Origin of the sequence: Amycolatopsis coloradensis, assembly GCF_001953865.1 — a bacterium.
Classification (GTDB): domain Bacteria; phylum Actinomycetota; class Actinomycetes; order Mycobacteriales; family Pseudonocardiaceae; genus Amycolatopsis; species Amycolatopsis coloradensis.
Window position 1 is genome coordinate 183,669 of sequence record NZ_MQUQ01000017.1, and the last position, 20,014, is coordinate 203,682.

The window sequence follows — 20,014 nt, forward strand, 5'->3', positions numbered from 1 at the left end:
TTATCTGAAAGAGGTGCGATGACCCCGGACACAGCGGCGCTCACGATCGACCGCGCACACGCCCACTACGGCTCCCGCGAAGTGCTGCGCGGGATCACCGCCCAAGTGCCGTCGGCGCGGCTCACCGCGATAGCCGGTGCGAACGGCGCCGGAAAGTCTTCGCTGCTCAACCTCGTCGCCGGTGTCCTGCCGCCGACCTCCGGTTCGGTGACCCGCCGAGACCCGGGACGCGTCGCCTACGTGACCCAGCAGAGCGAGGTGTCACGATCACTGCCGATCACCGTGCGCGCCACCGTCACGATGGGGCGCTGGGCACACCGCGGCCACTGGCGACGACTGACCAAGATGGACCGGGAGATCGTCGGAGAGTGTCTGGAGCGGCTGGACATCACCGCGATCGCGGACCGGTTGATCGGCACGCTGTCCGGCGGGCAGCGGCAACGGGCGCTGGTGGCACAGGGTCTGGCCCAGCAAGCCGGCCTGCTGCTGCTCGATGAGCCATCGGCAGGTCTCGACCTGCACGCCCGAGGCCTGATCGACGAAGCACTGCGCACCACACTCGCCGAAGGCACGACGATCCTGCGCGTCACGCACGACCTCGAGGTGGCGGGCCGGGCTGATCACTGCCTGCTGCTCCATGACGGCCGCCTCGTCGGCCAAGGCGCTCCGGCTTCGGTACTGACCCCGGAACACGTGGCGGAGGCCTGGGGCCTTCCCATCCGCGTTTAGGCGGTGTCTCTCTAAGCGCGCTTTCGGATTTCCGCGGCCGGGCCGCTCAGTTCGGGAGACACGTCCTTTAGTCACCTGCTCGCGGTCAACATTCCGGCGGGCGGCGCGCCTGCCAGATCAGCGCGTCCCGCAACTGCTGGATGAGCCGTTCGTCGTCCGCCTCCGACGGATCGACGCCGAGCGGGATCCAGCGTTCGCCGACCTCGCTACCGTTCTCGAAATTGGTGATCACGATCCCCGCGTAGGAGACGCGTTCGTCCCCGATGTCACCTTGGATGAGGACGTCACGCTGCTGGAGACGCACGCTGACCCACCGTCCCGCACGGCGAGCCGGATCGCGTTCAGCACTGGTCATTCGTCCCTGCCCATGCCACACGGTCCCCCCGCCCCCAACGTCGCCGCCGGAGCCCGGAGGGTTACCTGCCGGTTGTTCCGGTTCAGTAACGGCAAGCGGTCACGTGAAACGGTTACGCTCGGCCCATGAGCACCGATCCGGAGACGCTCGTGCACTCAGGCCGGCGGCGCCGCCTCGAACCGGCCGCCCGGCGTGCCGAGATCCTGGCCGCGGCGCGGCGGCTGTTCGGCGCGGGCAACTACGCCTCGGTGTCGACCTCGGACATCGCGAAGGCGGCCGGGGTGGCGCGGCCGCTGATCAACCACTACTTCGGCGGTAAACGGGAACTGTACCTGGAAGTCGTCCGGCAGATGATGATCGTGCCGGCGCCGGTGATCGAGAACCTGCCCGACACGACCACCGAGGACCGGCTCGCGATCAGTGTCCGGCATTGGATCGAGGTCGTCGAACGCAACGAGCAGGCGTGGCTGACCGCGATCGGACAGGAGGCCGTCGGCCGCGACCCGGACATCGAGCGCATCATGCTGGAGGGTGACGAGATCGCCGCCGACCGCGTGCTCGCGGCCGCGCTGATGAGCGACCTCACCGAGGGCCGCGAAGAACTCCGCGCGATGATCCGCTCCTACGGCGGGATGCTGCGTGCCGCGTCCCGCGAGTGGCTGATCCGCGGCACCCTCGGCCGGGAGGAACTGCGCGTGTTCCTCACCGATTCGATCCTGCACCTGCTGCGGGTCACCTACCCGGCCGTGCTCGCAACGCGTTCCGCCGGGCATAGGCCGCCGGAGTCATCCCCTTCCAGCGTTTGAACGCGTAGATGAAGCTCGACGCCTCGGCGTAGCCCAGCCGCAGCGCGACGTCCTCGACGCTGAGCGCGCCGGTGTCGAGCATCTCCTCCGCCAGCGCCTGGCGGACCTCGTCCAGCAGCGCCCGGTAGCCGGTCCCGGCCTCGAACAGCCGTCGCCGCAGCGTGCGGGGGCTGAGCGCGAGCCGTCGCGCGACCTCGTCCATCCCGGCATCGACCCCGCCGAGCCGCACCAGCCGTTCCCTGACCTGCTGGGCGACCCCGGGCCGCTCGCGTTTCCGGGACACCAGCAGATCGCAGTGCGCGGCACAGACCGCGACCGTCTGGTCGTTGGCCTGCGGCAGCGGTTTACCGAGGAAGAGCGGGTCGAGGGTGGCGACGTCCGACGGCGCCGAGAACGACGGCGCGAGCCCGAAGGTCCGCACGTATTCGTCTACTGTGGACGGTCTGTCGTGACGGAACGCCAAGGAGCGCAAGGAGATGTCCGGCAGGATGTCGCGCATGACGGTGTGGATGGCACCGAGGTCGCGCAGGACCAGGAAGTGGGCGACGTCGCCCGGCACGCGGCTGTCGTCCATGGTCAGCGCGAGCCGCCCCGCCTCGACGGTCACGTGCGGGATGCAGAAGGTGAAGCTCAGGTCCAGGTAGCGCAGGGCGAACCGCATCGCCTCGCCCAGCGTCGGGCTGCTGATGCACGCGAAGCCGAAGATGCCGAACGCGCTGACGCGGTACCGCCTGCTCAGCCGCAGCGCGACGTCGTCCCCGCCGCCGAGCCCGCGGATCAGGTCACGGACCACCGCGAGTTCCTGGCGCGCGTCGACCTGGCCGTCCACCGGAGCGTTCTCGTAGGCCTCCAGCCCTTTGACGCCGTTCTCGGCCGCGAACCGGGCCATGAGCACGATGCTCGCCGTGCCGCGCGGGTAGTCCCAGTCCCGGATCACCGGCGGCGGTAGTTCCATGGCCGGGATTATGGATCCCGCCAGCGGCGCTCGCATCGAGGACCGTAACTGTCCTCGATCCCGATTAAGGTGGGCGGCATGTCCGACACGTTGAGCAGGCGCGCGCTGAACCGTGCCATGCTGGACCGGCAGCTGCTGCTCCGGCGTTCGAAAATGACCGCGCTCGAAGCGGTCGAGCATCTCGCCGGATTGCAGGCACAGGCGCCGAACCCGCCGTACTTCGCGCTGTGGACGCGGTTGCACGGCTTCCGCCAGGAAGATCTGGCGAGCCTGCTGCTCGACAAGAGCGTCGTGCGGATCGCGCTCATGCGCGGCACGGTGCACCTGGTGACGCCGTCGGACGCGCTGGCATGGCGGCCGGTCGTGCAGCCGCTCTACGACCGTTCGATGGACAACACCCAGTTCACCCCGGAGATCAAGGGTCTCGATCACCAGGAGATCGCCCGCACCGCCCGCAAACTGCTGGGCGAGCGGCCGCATTCGGCGGCCGAACTCGGCGCGGAACTCGCGAACCGCTGGGAAGGCGTGCGGCCGTCGGCGCTGGTGCATGTCGCGCGGGCGCTGGTGCCGCTGGTGCAGCTCCCGCCGCGGGGGATCTGGGGGAAGTCCGGCCAGCCGACGTATCAGACCACCGGCGACTGGCTCGGCGACGAACCGGACGCGACGCCGTCGCCGGAGCGGATGTTCCGGCGCTATCTGGCCGCGTTCGGGCCCGCGAGCGTCCAGGACGCGCAGGCGTGGGCCGGGATCACGAAGCTGGGCGCGGTCGCCGAGCGGCTGCGGCCGGAACTGCGGACGTTCCGCGACGAGAACGGACGTGAGCTGTTCGACCTCGAAGACGCTCCGCGCCCCGATCCGGACACCCCGGCGCCGGCGCGGCTCTTGGGGCCGTTCGACCAGACCGTGCTGTCCTACGCCGACCGCACCCGGATCATCAGCGACGAACACCGCAAGGTCGTCATCACCCAGAACGGGCTGGTCAAGGGAACCATCCTGGTCGGCGGGTTCGTGAAAGGCTTCTGGGAGATCAAGACGGCGAAGAAGACCGCTTCGGTGGTGATCACGCCGTTCGAAAGCATCCCGAAGCGCGACCTGGACGCCCTCGAAAGCTCCGCCCACCGCCTCCTGTCCTGGGCCCACCCCAACGCCGAGACCCACACAACGCAATTCGTCCTCTAGTTGCGGTAGTTGGCAGCGCGAACTACCGCAACTAGAGGACGAAACGCGTGGAAGAGGCGGGTGCCGTCGCCCGCGCGACGCCGGCACCCGCCCCGGTCTAGCGGCGGATCATCACGGGAGGCCTGCCAGGCCCGCGCTCACCGTGTTCGACCACGCGTAGCCCTGCGAGGCGTCCCAGTTGATCGACCAGGTCATCGCGCCCCGGATCGTCGGGTACGTCGTCGAAGGCTTGAACGAACCGCAGTTCGTGCCCTTCGCCAGGCAGTTCAGCGCGTTGACCGTGTTGCCGGGGGCCTGGTAGCCACCACCCGCCGCGGAACCGGAGGCGGGCAGGCCGAGGCCGACCTGATCGGCACGCAGCCCGCTCTGCAACTGGATGCAGGCCAGCGCGGTGAGGAAGTCGACCGTGCCCTGCGAGTAGACCTTCTGGTCGCAGCCGAGCATCGAGCCGCTGTTGTAGTACTGCATGTTGACGATCGTCAGGATGTCCTTGACGTTCAGCGCCAGCTTGAAATACTCCGCCGCCGGGTTCTGCATGTCGATCGTCTGCGGCGCCATCGTGATGACCGTGCCGCCCGCCGCGTGGATCGACCGCAGCGCCTGCGCCATGTAGGTCGCGTTGACCCCGTTCTCCAGGTCGATGTCGACGCCGTCGAAGCCGTAGGTGGCGATGAGCGACTTCATGCTGTTGGCGAAGTTCGTCGCCGCGGCCGAGGAGTCGACGCGGATCGTGCCCTTCTCACCGCCGACGGACAGGATGACCTTCTGCCCGCGTGCCTGCGCCGTCTTGATGTCGGCCTTGAACTGGGCGTCGGTGTAGCCGCCGAGCTGGCTCGACAGCCCCGAGTCGAGGGTGAAGGTGACCGCGCCTGGAGTGGCCGTCGCGTCGGCGAAGGACACCGCGATGACGTTGTACTTCGTCGGCACGTCGGCGAGCTTGAGAGCCTTCGCGCCGTTGTAGAAGTTCTGCCAGTACCCGGTGATGACGTGCTTGGGCAGGTCGCCGGGGTTCGGCTTGGTCGTCGTGGTCGTCGGCGAACTCGACGTGGTCGGCGAGGTGCTGGTGGTGGGCGACGACGTGGTCGTGGTGGGCGTCGTGGTCGGCGAGCCACCGGGGCCGTCGAGGTTCACGTCGTCGGCGAAGAAGGCGGGCTGGCCGTACCAGCCGTGCAGGTAGATGTCGACGCTCGTGGTGGACGCGCCGGTGGTGAAGCTCAGCGAGAGCTGGCTCCAGCTGGCGCCGCCCTGGGTCCAGGTGTTCTTGTCACCCGTCCCGGTGCCCGTGACGCCCAGATAGGTGTAGCTGCCCTGTACCCAGGCCGAAAGCGTGTACGCGGTGTTGGCCTTCACCGGCACGCTCTGCGAGCAGCGGGCGTTGTCCTGACCGGCCGGGGTCGCGCTGAGCGCGCGGGTGCCCGAGTGGACCGGCGTGGTGACCACCGAGGACGCGCCGGTACAGGTCCAGCCGCTCGTGGTCCCGAGTTCGAAGCCCGGGTTGGTCAGGATGTTGGCGGCCGAGGCGCTGCCCGAGACCGCGAAAGTCACCCCCAGGCACACGGCCAGTGACGACAGCAGGGCGAGGAACGCGTGTTTCGGCTTGACTTTCACAGCTGGCCTCCACGAACAGGTGACGTCGGCCACATCAAAATGGTACAGACCAATCCACCTGTCAAGGTTTCGATTAAAGGAGGCCATACGAAAGTCGGCTCGGCGGAAGCGGCAGAATGCAGGGTCCGAGAGCACCCGAGGGCGGATTTCAGGAGCGTGGGAGTGAGCGTGCAGGGCCTGCAGACAGTCGAGCAGAAGATCGCCGAAGAACTCGGCGTGCGCGAGGGGCAGGTCAAGGCGGCCGTCGACCTGCTGGACGGCGGATCGACCGTGCCGTTCATCGCCCGGTACCGCAAAGAGGTCACCGGGATGCTGGACGACACCCAGCTTCGCACGCTCGAAGAACGCCTCCGCTACCTGCGGGAACTCAACGAGCGCCGGGTCGCGGTGCTGGAGTCGATCCGCGGCCAGGGCAAGCTGGACGAGGCGCTCGAAGCGTCGATCATGGCGGCGGACACCAAGTCCCGTCTCGAGGACATCTACCTGCCGTACAAGCCCAAGCGGCGGACGAAGGCGATGATCGCCCGTGAGGCCGGTCTGGAGCCGCTCGCCGACGGGCTGCTGAACGACCCGAACACCGACCCGCAGGCCGCCGCCGCGGTGTTCGTCGACGCCGACAAGGGCGTCGCGGACGCGCAGGCCGCGCTGGACGGCGCCCGGTCGATCCTCGTGGAGCGCTTCGCCGAAGACGCCGACCTGATCGGCGAGTTGCGCGAGAAGATGTGGTCACAGGGCCGCCTGGCCTCGAAGGTCCGCGACGGCAAGGCCGAAGAGGGCGCGAAGTTCTCCGACTACTTCGAATTCTCCGAGCCGTACACGAAACTCCCCTCGCACCGGATCCTCGCGATGCTGCGCGGTGAGAAGGAGGAGATCCTCGACCTCACGATGGAGCCCGAGGAGCCGTCGGACGAGCCCAGGACCGGCCCGACCGACTACGAGACCCGCATCGCGCACAAGTTCGGGATTTCGAACGAGGGCCGCCCCGGTGACAAGTGGCTCGGCGACACCGTCCGCTGGGCGTGGCGCACGAAGATCCTGCTGCACCTGGGCATCGACCTGCGGATGCGGCTGCGTCAGTCGGCCGAGGACGACGCCGTCCGCGTGTTCGCCGCGAACCTGCGCGACCTGCTGCTCGCCGCGCCGGCCGGCACCCGCGCCACGATGGGCCTCGACCCCGGATTCCGCACCGGTGTCAAGGTCGCCGTCGTCGACGACACCGGCAAGGTCGTCGGCACCCACGTGATCTACCCGCACCAGCCCGCGAACAAATGGGACCAGTCCATCGCCGAACTCGCCGCGCTGTGCGCCCGGCACAAGGTGGACCTGATCTCGATCGGCAACGGCACCGCCTCACGCGAGACCGACAAACTCGCCGGCGAGCTGATCAAGAAGCACCCGGAACTGAAGCTGACCAAGGCCGTCGTCTCCGAGGCGGGCGCGTCGGTCTACTCGGCGTCGGCGTTCGCGTCCCAGGAACTGCCAGGCATGGACGTCTCGCTGCGTGGCGCGGTCTCCATCGCGCGGCGGCTGCAGGACCCGCTGGCGGAACTGGTGAAGATCGACCCGAAGTCGATCGGTGTCGGGCAGTACCAGCACGACCTGTCCGAGATCTCGCTGTCGCGGTCACTCGACGCGGTGGTCGAGGACTGCGTGAACGCGGTCGGCGTGGACGTCAACACCGCGTCGGCGCCGCTGCTGACCCGCGTCTCGGGCATCACGACGAGCCTGGCCGAGAACATCGTGGCGCACCGTGACGAGAACGGTCCGTTCAAGACGCGGACCGGGCTCAAGGAGGTCGCGCGGCTCGGCCCCAAGGCCTTCGAACAGTGCGCGGGCTTCCTGCGGATCCCGGACGGCGACGACCCGCTCGACTCGTCCTCGGTGCACCCGGAGGCCTATCCGGTGGTGCGGCGGATCCTGTCCTCGACCGGGACCGACCTCCGCTCGCTGATCGGCAACTCGCGGACACTGCAGGCGTTGAAGCCGTCCGAATTCGTCGACGACACCTTCGGCCTGCCGACGGTCACCGACATCCTCGCCGAACTCGACAAGCCGGGCCGCGACCCGCGTCCGGCGTTCAAGACCGCGACCTTCGCCGACGGCGTCGAGAAGATCGGCGACCTGAAGCCGGGCATGCGGCTGGAAGGCGTCGTGACGAACGTGGCCGCGTTCGGCGCGTTCATCGACGTCGGCGTGCACCAGGACGGGCTCGCGCACGTGTCGGCGCTGTCGAAGAACTTCGTCAAGGACCCGCGGGAGGTTGTGAAGCCCGGCGACATCGTCAAGGTGAAGGTCCTGGAAGTCGACGTGCCGCGCAAGCGGATCTCGCTGACGCTGCGCCTGGACGACGAGCCCGGCAAGCCCGCTCGCGAGCAGGGCGGCGGTGGCGGCGGCGGCCGTGACCGCGGTCAGGGCGGCGGCCAGCGTCAAGGCGGTGGCGGTCAGCGTCAGGGCGGCGGCCAGCGCGGCGGTGGCGGCAACCGGGGCGGGAACTCCGGGGGCGGCGGTTCCATGGCGGACGCGCTCCGGAAGGCCGGCTTCGGCAAGTAGGCCTCAGAAGTACATGAAGGCCCCCATCCTGTACCTAGGCGCAAGGATGGGGGCCTTCATGTACTTGGACTACGGGTTCATGGCGTAGGCGCCGGAGAGGTCACGGACCAGCGACCACACGTGGTCGAAGCGGGCCGCGTCGACGACGGGCTTCCGCACCGAAGCCAGCGCGAGCGCCTGCTGCGCCTCGGTCGAGGACGACTTCCCGTGCAGGTCGATCGCGGCGACGCTGAAGTCCTGCACCAGGACACCGAAGATCTGGTCGACGACCTCGGTCTCGATACCGGTGATCTCCGCCTGCTCCAGCACCAGCTGCCCGTAGACGACCAGCGTGAACAGCTCGGTCAGCGCCAGCCCGAAGTCGAGGTCCTGTTGCTGCGCCTCGTCCGGGGTGGCGTCGGTGAACAACTTCACCAGCGCCTCGGCCTGCTCGGTGAACCGCGCGACGTTCGGGATCGCGGACGCCTTGGCGTATGCCTCGCGCCAGTCGTGGAACCGCACCTTGGACAGCCCGCGCGCGGGTCCCTGGCGGAACAGGAATTCGTCGTCGGCGGCGTCGGACCGCGTCGGTACCGGCTCGTAGGCCTGCGGCGCGAACAGGTACGCGGGCACGAACTTCGCGATCAGCGCGAGGTTCACCGCCACCGTGCCTTCCAGCTTCGGCAGGCCGTCGATGTCGTTCTTGGCCATCGCGAGATAGGTGTCGGCCTCGAAACCCTTGGCCGCCACCACATCCGCGACCAGGCCGATGACCTTTTGCGCCTCGGTGGTCACCTTCATCTTGGTGATCGGATTGAACAGCAGGTACCGGCGGTCGTCCGGGTTCGCGCTGCGGAAGTAGTCCACGGCACGGTCGGAGAACAGCTTCATCGCGACGAGCCGCGCGTACGCCTCGACGAATTCCCGGCGCACGTGCGGGAAATCGGTGACCTTCTTGCCGTACAGCTCCCGGTTGTGCGCGTGCGTGATCGCTTCGTAGAGCGAGTGCGTCGACATCCCGATGCCGCCGAAGCACAGGTTGAACTTGCCGATGTTGACCGTGTTCAGCGCGGCGGAGAACGCCTCGGCGCCGACATGCAGAATGTCCTCTTCGGACACCGGATAGTCGTTGAGTTCGAACTCGGCGACGTACATCTGCGACGGCACGACGTTCTTCACCACACGGTAGTTCGGGTGTTCCGAATCCGCGTAGAAGAACACGTACTGGTCCGGGCCCTCGACGCCGTCGATGCGGCCGAACACCGACACCGTCCGCGCGCAGTTACCGTTGCCGATGTAGTACTTCGAGCCATTGGCGCGGTAGCCGCCATTGCCGTCCGGGGTCAGCACGAGGTCCGACGAGTAGATGTCGGCGCCGTGTTCCTTTTCGGACAGTCCGAACGCGGCGACACCGCCTGCCGCGAGCGAGTCCGCCGCGCGTTTGCGGGCGGCCTCGTTCGCGCTCTGCCACACCGGGCCAAGGCCGAGGATGGTGACCTGCCACGGGTACCAATAATTCAAGCCGTAGAAACCGAGGATTTCCGACAGTGCCGCGACCCGCGCGGTGTCCCAGCGCTTGTCAGGGTCGCCGTCGGCGTTGGCGCCTGGAGTGAGGAACGTCGAGAACAGGCCTTCTTTGCCCGCGAACTCGATGAAGTCCGCGTAGAAGGTCCGCTCGTGGTAGTCCTCGGTGAGCTTGCGCTTGCCACGCTGTTCGAACCACTCGATGGTGGCACGCAGCAGGCGACGCGTCTCCGGGTCGAACTGCCGTGGGTCGTACCCACCCGGGTTCAGCAACAACGCGGTCGCCTTTTCGCTCATCGTCACTCCTGGTCGCCGAAGTTACTACTCGGTAACCGTAGCGCGCCGCTTCGCCGTCCGGCCACCGAACTCGACCGACGTCACCTCCCGTGGTCGTTCCGCAGGAAGCGGCCGGTGGCCGCGCGGGTGTCGGCGGCCGGGGCGATCGCGTCGTCGGCGACGAAGACGGCCTCGAACGGAGGCGGCGACGGGAAGTCCTCGACATCGGCGACCAGCCGGGCCCACAGCGCGCCGTCGCGGTCGGTAATCTCGACCGCGAGTTGCCCGGTTTCGTAGCGGCCGGTGTACTCGACCAGCGACGGCGTCGGCCGCGGCGGCAGGCTCTCGATCGGGGGCAGGCCGACCAGATGCTCCAGGCACCAGTCGACGATCTTCCGGCCCAGCGCCGCACCGCTCGCGCTGTTGGTCAGCACGGTGACCGCGAAGTCCGCCTCCGGCAGCGTGACGAACTCCGAAAGCTGCAGGTTGCTGACGTTGCCGCCGTGCCGCACGAGCCGGGCGGCCCCGTGCGTGGTGTGCAGCCAGCTCAGCCCGACCTCTTCGAACCGCAGCGCGGCCTTGCGCTGCGGTGCCCGCATGAGGTCGCGGGTCGCGGCGCTGAGCGGCGGTTCGCCAGCCGACTCCCCGGTCAGGAAGAACCGGGCCCACTTCAGCTGGTCGCCCGCGGTGGACCACAGCCCGCCGCTCGCGCTGTCCGCGCGGGTCAGGCCCACGGTGTGCGCCACCGAGGGGCCGCTGTCGTCCACCACATGACCGACGGCGTGACGGCGCGTGAGCACCTCCCACGGCAGGTAATACGACTCGGTCATGCCGAGCGGTTCCAGGAACCGGGTACGGACCAGGTCCTCGAAGGTGCGGCCCGAGACGACCTCCGCGACGCGGCCGGCCAGCTGGAATCCGGCGTTGCAGTAGGAGAAGACCTCACCGGGCGGGAAGATCTGCGGCAGGTCGCCGAACTTCTCGACCGCCAATGCCAGCGCGTCGTCGCCCCAGCCGGTGTCGAGGTCGACGTCGCCGAGGAATCCGGCGGAATGCGTGAGCAAATGCCGCACCGTCACCGTCTTCCGTGCCACGGGATCCGCCAGCCGAAGGCCGGGCAGGTACTCGGCGACCGGCTTGTCCAGGTCCAGCACACCCTCTTCGACCAGCGACAACAACGCGGACGCGGCGAACGTCTTGCTCGTCGAGCCGATCATGAACAGCGTTCTGGCATCGACCGGCGATCCGATGTCCACATTGGACACGCCGGTGGCGGACACCGACTCCTCGCCGCGGTGCAGCACCCCCACCACGGCGCCCGGGACACCCGCCCCGCGCGCCTCCTCGTCGAGCACGCCTTGCAGATCCTGAACGTTCGGCACCCGTGTCCCCTTTCGTACGGTCAGGCCAGCGTTTCACCGCGACGCCGCGTCCGGCTCGTACGAACCGACGAACATCGGCGGACCGGTGCGGGCGATATCACGTAGCCCGGGAGATCACGACCAAGTACACTGAGGATGCGGTCCGCTCAGTTCTGCCTCGGGCCGCGTTTCGTTGTCGAATGACCACGCGCCGCGGCCCCCGAGGTCTGCGCCGGGCAGGACAACCGTTCCTATTCTTACGGAGACACCAGGGCGCACACGCGCCCATACGCTTATGAGCACACCTACTTTCACCGAACTCGGCCTGCCCAAGACCCTCGTGGACTCGCTCGCCGAGCAGGGCGTCACCAGCCCGTTCCCGATCCAGGCCGCCACGCTGCCGCATTCGCTGGCCGGCCGGGACGTCCTCGGCCGCGGCCGCACCGGCTCCGGCAAGACCTACGGCTTCGTGCTGCCCGTCCTCGCCCGGCTCGCCGCCGGTCCGACGCGGCGCCGCCCCGGCCGTCCGCGCGCGCTGGTGCTGGCGCCGACCCGCGAACTGGCCACCCAGATCGAGGCGTCGTTCCTGCCGCTGGCCAAACCGCTCGGCCTCAAGGTCACCACCATCTTCGGTGGTGTCAGCCCCAACCCGCAGATCACCCGGCTGCGTGACGGCGTCGACATCGTCGTCGCCTGTCCCGGCAGGCTCGCCGACCACATGCGTTCGGGTGAGGTGAAGCTCGACAACATCGAGATCACCGTGCTGGACGAGGCCGACCACATGGCCGACCTCGGCTTCCTGCCCGACGTCCGGCGCATCATGTCCGAGACCCCGGAGCGCGGGCAGCGGCTGCTGTTCTCCGCGACCCTCGACGCGGGCGTCGACGTGCTGGTCAAACGCTTCATGCACGACCCGGTCACGCACAGCGTCGACTCGGCCCAGTCGCCGGTTTCGACCATGCGGCACCACGTGCTGCACCTGGAGGAGACCCACCGGCTGCCGGTGCTGATCGACCTCACCGCGGCGCCGGGCCGCACGCTGGTGTTCACCCGCACGAAGCACCGCGCCAAGCAGCTCACGCGCAAGCTCATGGCCTCCGGTGTGCCGGCGGTCGAACTGCACGGCAACCTCGGCCAGACCGCGCGCACGCGCAACCTGGAGGCGTTCTCCTCCGGCGCGGCGAAGACGCTGGTCGCGACCGACATCGCCGCCCGCGGCATCCACGTCGACGACGTCACCCTCGTCATCCACGCCGACCCGCCGGTCGAGCACAAGGCGTACCTGCACCGGTCCGGCCGGACCGCGCGGGCGGGGGCGTCCGGCACCGTCGTCACGCTGATGACCGACGCGCAGGTCGGCGACGTCCGCGACCTCACCCGCAAGGCCGGCATCAAGCCGACCACGACGCAGCTCGGCCCCGGCCACCCGCTGCTGTCGGAACTGGCCCCCGGCGAGCGTTCGTTCACCGCGTCACCGCGGCGGCCGATCGTGGACACGCGGCCGAAGAAGGTCAGCGCCAGCGGCGAGGCCATCTCCAGCAAGGGCGACGACGAAGACGACCGTCCGGCGAACCGGGGCCGGGGTAACCGCGCCGGTCGCGGCCGGGGCCCCTCCGCCGGTGGCCGTGGCGCTTCCGGTGGTGGCCGTGGCTCCTCCGGTGGCGGGCGTCGCGGCGGCGTCGGTGGTGCTGGTGGTGCTGGTAATTCTTCGGAAGGCCGTTCGCGTCAGCCCCGGGCCGAAGGCGACCGCCGTGGCGGCGCGCCCACCGGTCAGGGCCGTCGTGCGGCCGAAAGCACCGGACGTCGCGAAGGTGCCCCCAAGGGCGGCCAGGCTCGTCGCGGGACCTCGGACTCCCAGCCGCGTCGCGGCTCCGGTGCCGCGAAGTCGCAGTCCTCGCGGAACCAGTCCGGTGGCGCTCCGGCCCGCCGCGGCGGTGCCGCCGCCTTCTCGTCGGGGACGCGCGCCGGCTCTCGCCGCTCGCGCTAACTCCGAACTCGCGTGATCAGATGGACATCACGCGTGATCCGGCGGCCAACTCACGTGATCAGATGGACATCACGGAGTTGGCCGTCTAATCACGTGCGATGTCCATCTGATCACGCGTGATGTCCGGTTGATCACGCGTTTCGGGCGGCGGCGCGGGCTTCGGCGGCCGCCCGGCGCTCTTCGAAGCGGGAGGCCTGGGTGTCGAGGGCCTTGAGGAACTGGTCGAGTTCGTCGCGGGCCTTCTCCCCTTCCTCACCGAGCCCTTCCAGCTCGAAGACCTTCCACTGCCGCAGCAGCGGCCAGATCACTTCGTCGTGGTGGATCCGCAGGTCGTAGATGCCCGCCTTCGCGATCAGCGCGGCCTTCCGCACGAAGCTCGGGATCACCGCGCCCGGCATCTGGAACTGGACGACCTCGTCGGTGATGGCGCGCATCATCGCGTCGGGTGAAAGCTCCAGGGACGCCTTCACCAGGTTGCGGTAGAAGATCATGTGCAGGTTCTCGTCCATCGCGACCCGCGAGAGCAGCTTCTCGCACAACGGATCCTCCGTGTACCGCCCTGTGTTGCGGTGCGAAAGCCGCGTCGCCAGCTCCTGGAACGACACGTACGCGAAGACGTTCAGCAACGCCTTGTCCCCGCTGTCGTACCCGGCCTGCATGGTCTGCATCCGCGCCCGCTCCAGCTCGACCGGGTCCACCGCGCGCGTCACCAGCAGGTAGTCACGGATACAGATGCCGTGACGGCCTTCTTCCGCGGTCCAGCGGTGCACCCAGGTGCCCCACGCGCCGTCACGGCCGAAGGCCCGCTCGATCTCGCGGTGGTAGCTCGGGAGGTTGTCCTCGGTGAGCAGGTTGACCTCCAGCGAGGTCCGCGCGATCGGCGACACCCGCGACTGCTCGGGATCCCAGGGCTCGCCGCCCAGTTCGGCGAAGTTCTTGCCCTCGCTCCACGGCACGTACTCGTGCGGCATCCATTCCTTGGCGACCCCGAGATGCCGGTTGAGGTTCTCCTCGACCGTTCCTTCGAGTTCGAGCATCAACCGGGTGCTTTCGGGGACCGCCATACGTTTCGTCCTTCCGGGACAGCGGAAAACGCCTACCTACGACACCGTAACTTACGGTGTCGTAGGTAGGCCACCTCCGGAAGATGAACGCGCGAACCTTCACATGCCAGGAGTCCTAAAGGGACGCCGTGAGACCACGAGCCCGCAGAACCGAACGCTCCAGCGGGCGGAACACCAGCAGCTCGATGCCGACGCCGACCAGCAGGATCAGGAAGATCGCCGAGATCACGCCTTCCATGCTGTTGAACGACGAGCCCTCGTTCAGGTACGCGCCGAGCCCCTTGCCCAGCGCCGGGGACAGCGCGATCAGCTCGGCGGCCATCAGCGAACGCCAAGAGAACGCCCAGCCCTGCTTGAGCCCGGCCAGGAAGCCGGGCAGCGCGGCGGGCAGCAGGATGTGGCGGGCCGCGGAGAACCGGCTCGCCCCCATCACCTGGCCGACACGCGGCAGGATCGGCGGGATCTGGTCGATACCCGAGACGAGGCCGTTCGCGATCGACGGCACCGAGCCCAGCAGGACGACGAAGTAGATCGACGCGTCGTTCAGCCCGAACCACAGGATCGCCGCCGGCACCCAGGCCACCGACGGAAGGCTCTGCAACCCGGTCAGGAACGGCCCGACCGCCGACCGGACGATCCGGACCTTCGCCACCAGCAGGCCGAGCGGGGTGCCGATGACCACGCCGATCAGGAAGCCCAGCGCCGCCCGGTGCACCGACGTCCAGACGAACTCGAAGATCTCACCCGTGCTCGTGATGTCGACGAGTTCGTCCCACACCGCCAGCGGCGAGGGCAGCATCGCCTCCGGCCAGAACGCGGCTGCCCACAGGATCTGCCAGAGCACGACGAGCAAGACGAGGAAGACCAACGGCGGCACGAAACCGCGAAGGAACCGCTTCCCCCGGCTTTCCCGGCGCTCGCCGGTGGGGGTGTCGAGCGAATCGAGCCCCGCGCCGACGGCCTCGTCCGCTTCCTCCGCCGCGGACGCCCCGGCGTCGGGGCGGTCAAGCCGCGGCATGGGTACTGATCACCTCCCGGAGGTGACCGGTGATCTCCAGCGTCAGCTCTTCGGCGTCGGCGGCCTGGACGTCGCGCCATTCCCGCACGACCCGGCCCGGCCGCGACGAGAGCAGCACGACGCGCTGGCCGAGCCGGACGGCCTCGCGGACGTCGTGCGTCACGAACAGCACCGAGGTGCCGGTGCTGCGGTAGACACGCAGCAGTTCGCCTTGCAGGACGTCGCGGGTGATGGCGTCGAGCGCGGCGAACGGCTCGTCCATCAGCAGCAGCGACTGCTCCGGATCGCCGCCGACACGCAGGGTCGCGGCCAGCGCCCTGGCGAGCGCGACGCGCTGCCGCATCCCGCCGGACAGCTCGTGCGGCCGCTTGTCGCCCGCGCCGCCGAGCCGGACGAGTTCGAGCAGCTCGGCAGCCTTCTCGCGGCGTTCGGTCCGGCCGAAACCGGCCAGCCGCAGCGGCAGTTCCACGTTGCGGGCCGCGGTCAGCCACGGCATCAGCGCGGCCTCCTGGAACATCACCGCGGGCCGCGAGGTCTCCAAGGTGATCGATCCCGAGGTCGGCTCGTCAAGGCCCGCGACCAGGTTCAGCAGGGTGCTCTTGCCGCAACCGGAGGCGCCGAGCAGGCAGACGAACTCGCCGGGGGCGACCGTCAGGTCCATCCCGTCGAGGGCCACGACGGCGCGGCCGGTGGGGCCGAACGCCTTCCGGACGCCGTCGAGGCGCACGGCGACACCGGTGGACAGGCCGGGTTCCAAGGTGGTCGTCATCGTTGATCCCCTCCGGTCACTTCGTCAGTCCGGGCGCGTCCACGCCGGGCTTGCCCTGCTCGGAGAGCACGGCGTTGAGCGGGCCGAAGTCGGCGAACCCCTTGAGGTCCACCGCGGACTTCACCACGCCCGCGGTCACCGAGTCCCGCGCGAGCTGGGTGAACGTCGACGCCACCGGGTCGATGCCGAGTTCGATGCCGGAGAACGCGCGGTCGAGAACGGCCTCGTTCAGTGTGCTGCCCGCGAGCGCCTTGAGTTCTCCGTTGACCACCTTTTTCGCCTCGGCGGGGTTGGTCTTCGCCCAGTCGATGGCGGCGAGCTCACCCTTGAGGACGGCGGTGACGGTCTCCGGGTGCTGCTGGAGGAACTCGCTGCGGACGATCACGACGGTGGTCGGGAACTTGCCGTCCGGCCACAGGGTCTTCTCGTCAAGCAAGACCTTCGCGCCCGCGTCCAGCACCAGCCGCGAGGACCACGGCTCCGGCAGCCAGCCGCCGTCGAGCTCGCCCTTCTTGAAGGCGTCGAACGTCTTCGGGTTGTCGAGGTTCGTGATCTTGACGTCGGCCAGCTTCTTCTCGGCGATGAACTTCTTGAGTGCGACGTCCTGGGTGTTCGCCAGCGACGGCGTCGCGATGTTCTTGCCGGTGAGCTGCTCTGGGGTGGTGATCTCGGGCTTCACCACCAGCTGCGCGCCCCCGCTGACCGCGCCGGAGACGAGCTGGATGGCGCCCTTGGACTTGGTGAACGCGTTGATCGCCGGGCCGGAGCCGATGAAGGCGATGTCGAGCGAGTTGCCGAGCAGCGCGTTGACCTCTTCGGGTCCGGCGTTGAACGTCTGGGTGGTGAGCTTCGTCGAGCCGAGTTCCTTGGCGAAGAAGCCGTTCTCCACCCCGATCAGCGCGGGCGCGTGCGTCACGTTCGGGAAGTACCCGACGCGCACCTCACCCGCGGCGCCCTGGCTCTTCTGCTCCGACGGCGCCGCGGCGTCGTCCGCGCGTGAACACCCCGCGATCCCACCGGCCAGGGTCAGGGCGGCGAAGGCCGCGGCCAGCAAGCGGGTTCTGTGGTGGGTGTTCACGGGGGTGTCGCCTTTCGGGGGATACGGCTCGGCCTCGGGTGGTGGCCGCGAGAGTGACACGTTCGGCGGATTACCCGCATCGCCATCCGCATGACGGGAAAGATGCTGAGAAACCTTGACACCAGGCGGAACAGTCGTTCCACATTTCAGGACGGGCGTCCCATGATCGGGAGGCCCGATCGGGGGTCTTCCCGGTGTAACGGTTCGGGCCGAACGGGCGAACCACGCTTAGTGGTGAACCACCCTCGGACCGTCGCCATGGCCGGCGTGTTGACCGCCGGCATCGGGATGGGCGTCCTCGCGATGACGCTCAAGCTCGCCGACGGCACCCACACCGCGCTCGACACCACCCTGTCGACGGCGACCGGGTTCCTCTTCCTCCTGGCCGGCGCCGTCGCGCACGTCCGCCGCGCCTCGAACCCGATCGGCCTGCTCATCGCGCTGGCCGGGCTCGCGTTGTTCACCGAGGACCTGCAGTTCGCCGGTGACCCGCTCGCGCACACCGTCGGCCTGGCGCTGACGGCCGCGTCCAGTCCGGTGATCGCGCATCTCGTGGTCGTCTTCCCGCACGGGAAACTGCGGTCCCGCTGGGAACGCGTGCTCGTCCTCTCCGCCTACGCCGTGGTCTTCGGGGCGGCGGTGCTCAGCCTGCTGGTCAACGACGATCCGAAGAACCTCGCCGCGGTCGCGGCCTCCGCCGAGGCCGAACAGCTGGTCAAACGACTCCTCGAACTGGTCGGCGCGCTGATCGGCGGCGGCGTCGTCGCGGTGCTGCTCTACCGCTGGCTCGCGGGCCGTCTCCCGCAGCGGCGGCTGCTCTCCCCGGTCGTCGCGATCGCCGTGATCGGCGCGGTGAGCACGACGGTCGGCAGCGCGCTCGGCTCCGGGCATCCGGCGTCCGAGCCGCTGCTGGACGTCTACCGCGTCTCGTTCTGCCTGTGGCCGCTGGCGTTCCTGATCGGGGTGTTGCGGGCGCGGGTCGGCAACGCGGAGATGATCCGGCTCCTGCTGGAACGCGACGGCACCGGGCTGGCCGCGCTCGTGCAGGACGACGAGGTGTGGAAGGACAGCCGGTCGATCGACGCGCTCAACGCCGCCGCCGGGCTGGTGCTGGACAACCAGCGCCTCGCCGCGGAACTGGAGGAGCGCCTCGTCGAGGTCCAGGCCTCCCGCGCCCGCATCGTGGCCGCCGCCGACGACGAGCGGAGACGCGTCGAACGCGATCTGCACGACGGCGCGCAGCAGCGCCTGGTGAGCGTCGTGCTGTTGCTGCGCATGGCCGAACGGCGACTCGGCGGCGAGCTGACCCCGGCCGTCGCGACCCTGCTGCGAGGCACCATCGACGAACTGCAGGGCACCGTCACCGAACTGCGCGAACTCGCGCACGGGCTCCGGCCCGCGATCCTCACCGACGCCGGGCTGATCGCGGCGGTCCGGTCGCTGCTGGACCGGATCCCGCTCGCGGTCGGCCTCGACGCCGCGGACGTGCCCCGGCTCAGCGGCGCCGTCGAGGCGACGGCGTACTTCGTGGTCTCCGAGGCGGTCGCCAACGCCCTGAAGCACGCGCGGGCGCGGGAGGTCCGCGTGCGGATCGGCGTCGAGGAGGACCGCCTGCGGGTGGACGTCCACGACGACGGCACCGGCGCGGCGGACCTCGACGGCGGCTCCGGGCTGCACGGCCTCCGCGACCGGGTCCGCGCACTCGGTGGCGAACTCACCGTCGCCGGCGAGCCCGGATCCGGGAGCACGGTCTCGGCGGTGGTTCCGTTGGACGGCTAGGCCAGCGTCCTGGGCCCGCGGAGGCGCGCAGCTCAAGCCAGCCGTCCTGAAGGCCACCTTGGGGACGATGAACGTCTCGAAGGGCCCCTGTGAGACACCTACCCGGCGGGTCAGGCCAGCCCGCGGATCGCGCGTGCGGGTGGCCGCGTCCCCTGGATCGACGCGATCATCTCCAGTACCTGCCGGGTGCGTTTCACCTCGTGCACCCGGAACACCTTCGCCCCCTCGGCCACCGCCCAGGCCGTCGCGGCGAGGGTCCCGTCGACCCGCTCCGCGAGTTCCACCCCGAGCGTCTCCCCGACGAAGTCCTTATTGGACAGTGCCATCAGCACCGGCCAGCCAGTGCCCGCCAGGTCCCGCGCGTGCCGCAGCAGCGCCAGGCTGTGCCAGGTGTTCTTGCCGAAATCGTGGGTCGGGTCGATCAGCACTCCCTCGCGCGGGACACCGAGCGCGACGACCGCTTCGGCGTGGGCCGTCGTCTCCGCGACGACGTCGGCGACGATGTCGGGGTAGTGCACCCGGAACGGGCGGGTGCGCGGGACGGCGTTCCCGGTGTGCGAGCAGACGTAGCCGGTGCCGAACTCCGCCGCGACCTCGGCCAGTTTCGGATCGGCGCCCGCCCAGGTGTCGTTGATCAGGTCCGCGCCGGCCTCGGCCGAGCGCCTGCCCACCTCGTGCCGCCAGGTGTCGACACTGATCACCAGGTCGGGGTGTAGTTCGCGGATCCGCTCGACGAACGGGACCACCCGTCGGATCTCTTCCTCGACGTCGACCTCCGCGCCGGGGCCTGCCTTCACCCCGCCGATGTCGACGATGTCGGCCCCCTCCGCCACCGCCCGCGCGACGGCGGCGAGCGCGTCCGGATCCGAGAAGGTCGCGCCCTTGTCGTAGAAGGAATCGGGGGTGCGATTGACGATCGCCATGACCAGTGCGCGGTCCCGGGCGACGTGGCGCCCGCGGAAGGTCAGCTCGTTCACGTACCGATCGTAGGCGAGCG

At 69.3% G+C, this 20,014-nt stretch carries 16 protein-coding genes; 6 read left to right on the top strand and 10 right to left on the bottom strand.

Features of this window, described 5'->3' with window-relative positions; all coding sequences use genetic code 11:
• Positions 1-18: 18 nt before the first annotated feature.
• Entirely contained in the window at positions 19-729 is a 711-nt protein-coding gene (gene aztA, locus BS329_RS30110) for a zinc ABC transporter ATP-binding protein AztA (protein WP_076164852.1), read from the top strand.
• Between the two features lie 85 nt (positions 730-814).
• Here the strand turns inward: aztA and BS329_RS30115 are convergent, their stop codons facing one another.
• A complete protein-coding gene (locus BS329_RS30115; RefSeq protein WP_076164854.1) occupies positions 815-1,084 on the bottom strand; it encodes a hypothetical protein in 270 nt (89 codons plus the stop codon).
• A 125-nt stretch (positions 1,085-1,209) separates the two neighbouring features.
• On the opposite strand from BS329_RS30115, the gene BS329_RS30120 reads away from it, so the two are divergent.
• Positions 1,210-1,890 (top strand): TetR/AcrR family transcriptional regulator, encoded by a 681-nt coding sequence (locus BS329_RS30120; protein WP_076164856.1) that lies wholly within the window; start codon positions 1,210-1,212, stop codon positions 1,888-1,890.
• Here BS329_RS30120 and BS329_RS30125 read toward each other — a convergent pair.
• Entirely contained in the window at positions 1,817-2,845 is a 1,029-nt protein-coding gene (locus BS329_RS30125; RefSeq protein ID WP_076164858.1) for an AraC family transcriptional regulator, read from the bottom strand. The two genes, BS329_RS30120 and BS329_RS30125, sit on opposite strands and share 74 nt — an antisense overlap.
• A gap of 78 nt (positions 2,846-2,923) precedes the next feature.
• On the opposite strand from BS329_RS30125, the gene BS329_RS30130 reads away from it, so the two are divergent.
• The gene (locus tag BS329_RS30130; protein ID WP_076165027.1) at positions 2,924-4,024 is read left to right on the top strand and encodes a winged helix DNA-binding domain-containing protein; all 1,101 of its coding nucleotides are present in this window, start codon (positions 2,924-2,926) and stop codon (positions 4,022-4,024) included.
• 111 nt (positions 4,025-4,135) lie between these two features.
• Here the strand turns inward: BS329_RS30130 and BS329_RS30135 are convergent, their stop codons facing one another.
• Complete coding sequence (locus tag BS329_RS30135; RefSeq protein WP_076164859.1) at positions 4,136-5,632, bottom strand: chitinase; 1,497 nt, start codon at positions 5,630-5,632, stop codon at positions 4,136-4,138.
• A gap of 162 nt (positions 5,633-5,794) precedes the next feature.
• Between BS329_RS30135 and BS329_RS30140 the strand changes: the two genes are divergently transcribed.
• A complete protein-coding gene (locus BS329_RS30140) occupies positions 5,795-8,182 on the top strand; it encodes a Tex family protein (protein ID WP_076164861.1) in 2,388 nt (795 codons plus the stop codon).
• 69 nt (positions 8,183-8,251) lie between these two features.
• Here BS329_RS30140 and BS329_RS30145 read toward each other — a convergent pair whose 3' ends face one another.
• Entirely contained in the window at positions 8,252-9,982 is a 1,731-nt protein-coding gene (locus tag BS329_RS30145; protein WP_076164863.1) for an acyl-CoA dehydrogenase family protein, read from the bottom strand.
• An 80-nt stretch (positions 9,983-10,062) separates the two neighbouring features.
• Positions 10,063-11,343: a serine hydrolase domain-containing protein gene (locus tag BS329_RS30150; protein ID WP_244197346.1), complete on the bottom strand. Its 1,281-nt coding sequence runs from the start codon at positions 11,341-11,343 to the stop codon at positions 10,063-10,065.
• A 274-nt stretch (positions 11,344-11,617) separates the two neighbouring features.
• Between BS329_RS30150 and BS329_RS30155 the strand changes: the two genes are divergently transcribed.
• Positions 11,618-13,309: a DEAD/DEAH box helicase gene (locus BS329_RS30155; RefSeq protein ID WP_076164864.1), complete on the top strand. Its 1,692-nt coding sequence runs from the start codon at positions 11,618-11,620 to the stop codon at positions 13,307-13,309.
• A 131-nt stretch (positions 13,310-13,440) separates the two neighbouring features.
• Here BS329_RS30155 and BS329_RS30160 read toward each other — a convergent pair whose 3' ends face one another.
• From BS329_RS30160 to BS329_RS30175, 4 genes are all read right to left on the bottom strand, one after another.
• Positions 13,441-14,373 carry an acyl-ACP desaturase gene (locus BS329_RS30160; protein ID WP_076164866.1) on the bottom strand — a complete coding sequence of 311 codons (933 nt, stop codon included), beginning with the start codon at positions 14,371-14,373 and terminating at the stop codon, positions 13,441-13,443.
• Between the two features lie 115 nt (positions 14,374-14,488).
• Positions 14,489-15,391: an ABC transporter permease gene (locus BS329_RS30165; protein WP_076164869.1), complete on the bottom strand. Its 903-nt coding sequence runs from the start codon at positions 15,389-15,391 to the stop codon at positions 14,489-14,491.
• Positions 15,378-16,160 (bottom strand): ABC transporter ATP-binding protein, encoded by a 783-nt coding sequence (locus BS329_RS30170; RefSeq protein WP_076164872.1) that lies wholly within the window; start codon positions 16,158-16,160, stop codon positions 15,378-15,380. The genes BS329_RS30165 and BS329_RS30170 overlap by 14 nt, the downstream gene beginning before the upstream one ends.
• A gap of 16 nt (positions 16,161-16,176) precedes the next feature.
• On the bottom strand, positions 16,177-17,238 hold the full coding sequence (locus BS329_RS30175; RefSeq protein ID WP_076164874.1) for an ABC transporter substrate-binding protein: 1,062 nt from the start codon (positions 17,236-17,238) through the stop codon (positions 16,177-16,179).
• 258 nt (positions 17,239-17,496) lie between these two features.
• Between BS329_RS30175 and BS329_RS30180 the strand changes: the two genes are divergently transcribed.
• Positions 17,497-19,017 (top strand): sensor histidine kinase, encoded by a 1,521-nt coding sequence (locus tag BS329_RS30180; RefSeq protein ID WP_143253260.1) that lies wholly within the window; start codon positions 17,497-17,499, stop codon positions 19,015-19,017.
• A 110-nt stretch (positions 19,018-19,127) separates the two neighbouring features.
• On the opposite strand, the gene folP is transcribed toward BS329_RS30180, so the two are convergent.
• Entirely contained in the window at positions 19,128-19,994 is an 867-nt protein-coding gene (gene folP, locus BS329_RS30185; protein ID WP_084750386.1) for a dihydropteroate synthase, read from the bottom strand.
• Between the last annotated feature and the right edge of the window lie 20 nt (positions 19,995-20,014).

Excerpts from the sequence above, each read along its gene's own strand:
- BS329_RS30125 (WP_076164858.1), bottom strand. The coding sequence starts at position 2,845 with ATGGAACTACCGCCGCCGGTGATCCGGGACTGGGACTACCCGCGCGGC.
- BS329_RS30120 (WP_076164856.1), top strand. The coding sequence starts at position 1,210 with ATGAGCACCGATCCGGAGACGCTCGTGCACTCAGGCCGGCGGCGCCGC.
- BS329_RS30115 (WP_076164854.1), bottom strand. The coding sequence starts at position 1,084 with ATGACCAGTGCTGAACGCGATCCGGCTCGCCGTGCGGGACGGTGGGTC.
- BS329_RS30165 (WP_076164869.1), bottom strand. The coding sequence starts at position 15,391 with ATGCCGCGGCTTGACCGCCCCGACGCCGGGGCGTCCGCGGCGGAGGAA.
- BS329_RS30180 (WP_143253260.1), top strand. The coding sequence starts at position 17,497 with ATGGCCGGCGTGTTGACCGCCGGCATCGGGATGGGCGTCCTCGCGATG.
- BS329_RS30145 (WP_076164863.1), bottom strand. The coding sequence starts at position 9,982 with ATGAGCGAAAAGGCGACCGCGTTGTTGCTGAACCCGGGTGGGTACGAC.
- BS329_RS30155 (WP_076164864.1), top strand. The coding sequence starts at position 11,618 with ATGAGCACACCTACTTTCACCGAACTCGGCCTGCCCAAGACCCTCGTG.
- BS329_RS30130 (WP_076165027.1), top strand. The coding sequence starts at position 2,924 with ATGTCCGACACGTTGAGCAGGCGCGCGCTGAACCGTGCCATGCTGGAC.
- BS329_RS30160 (WP_076164866.1), bottom strand. The coding sequence starts at position 14,373 with ATGGCGGTCCCCGAAAGCACCCGGTTGATGCTCGAACTCGAAGGAACG.
- aztA (WP_076164852.1), top strand. The coding sequence starts at position 19 with ATGACCCCGGACACAGCGGCGCTCACGATCGACCGCGCACACGCCCAC.
- BS329_RS30170 (WP_076164872.1), bottom strand. The coding sequence starts at position 16,160 with ATGACGACCACCTTGGAACCCGGCCTGTCCACCGGTGTCGCCGTGCGC.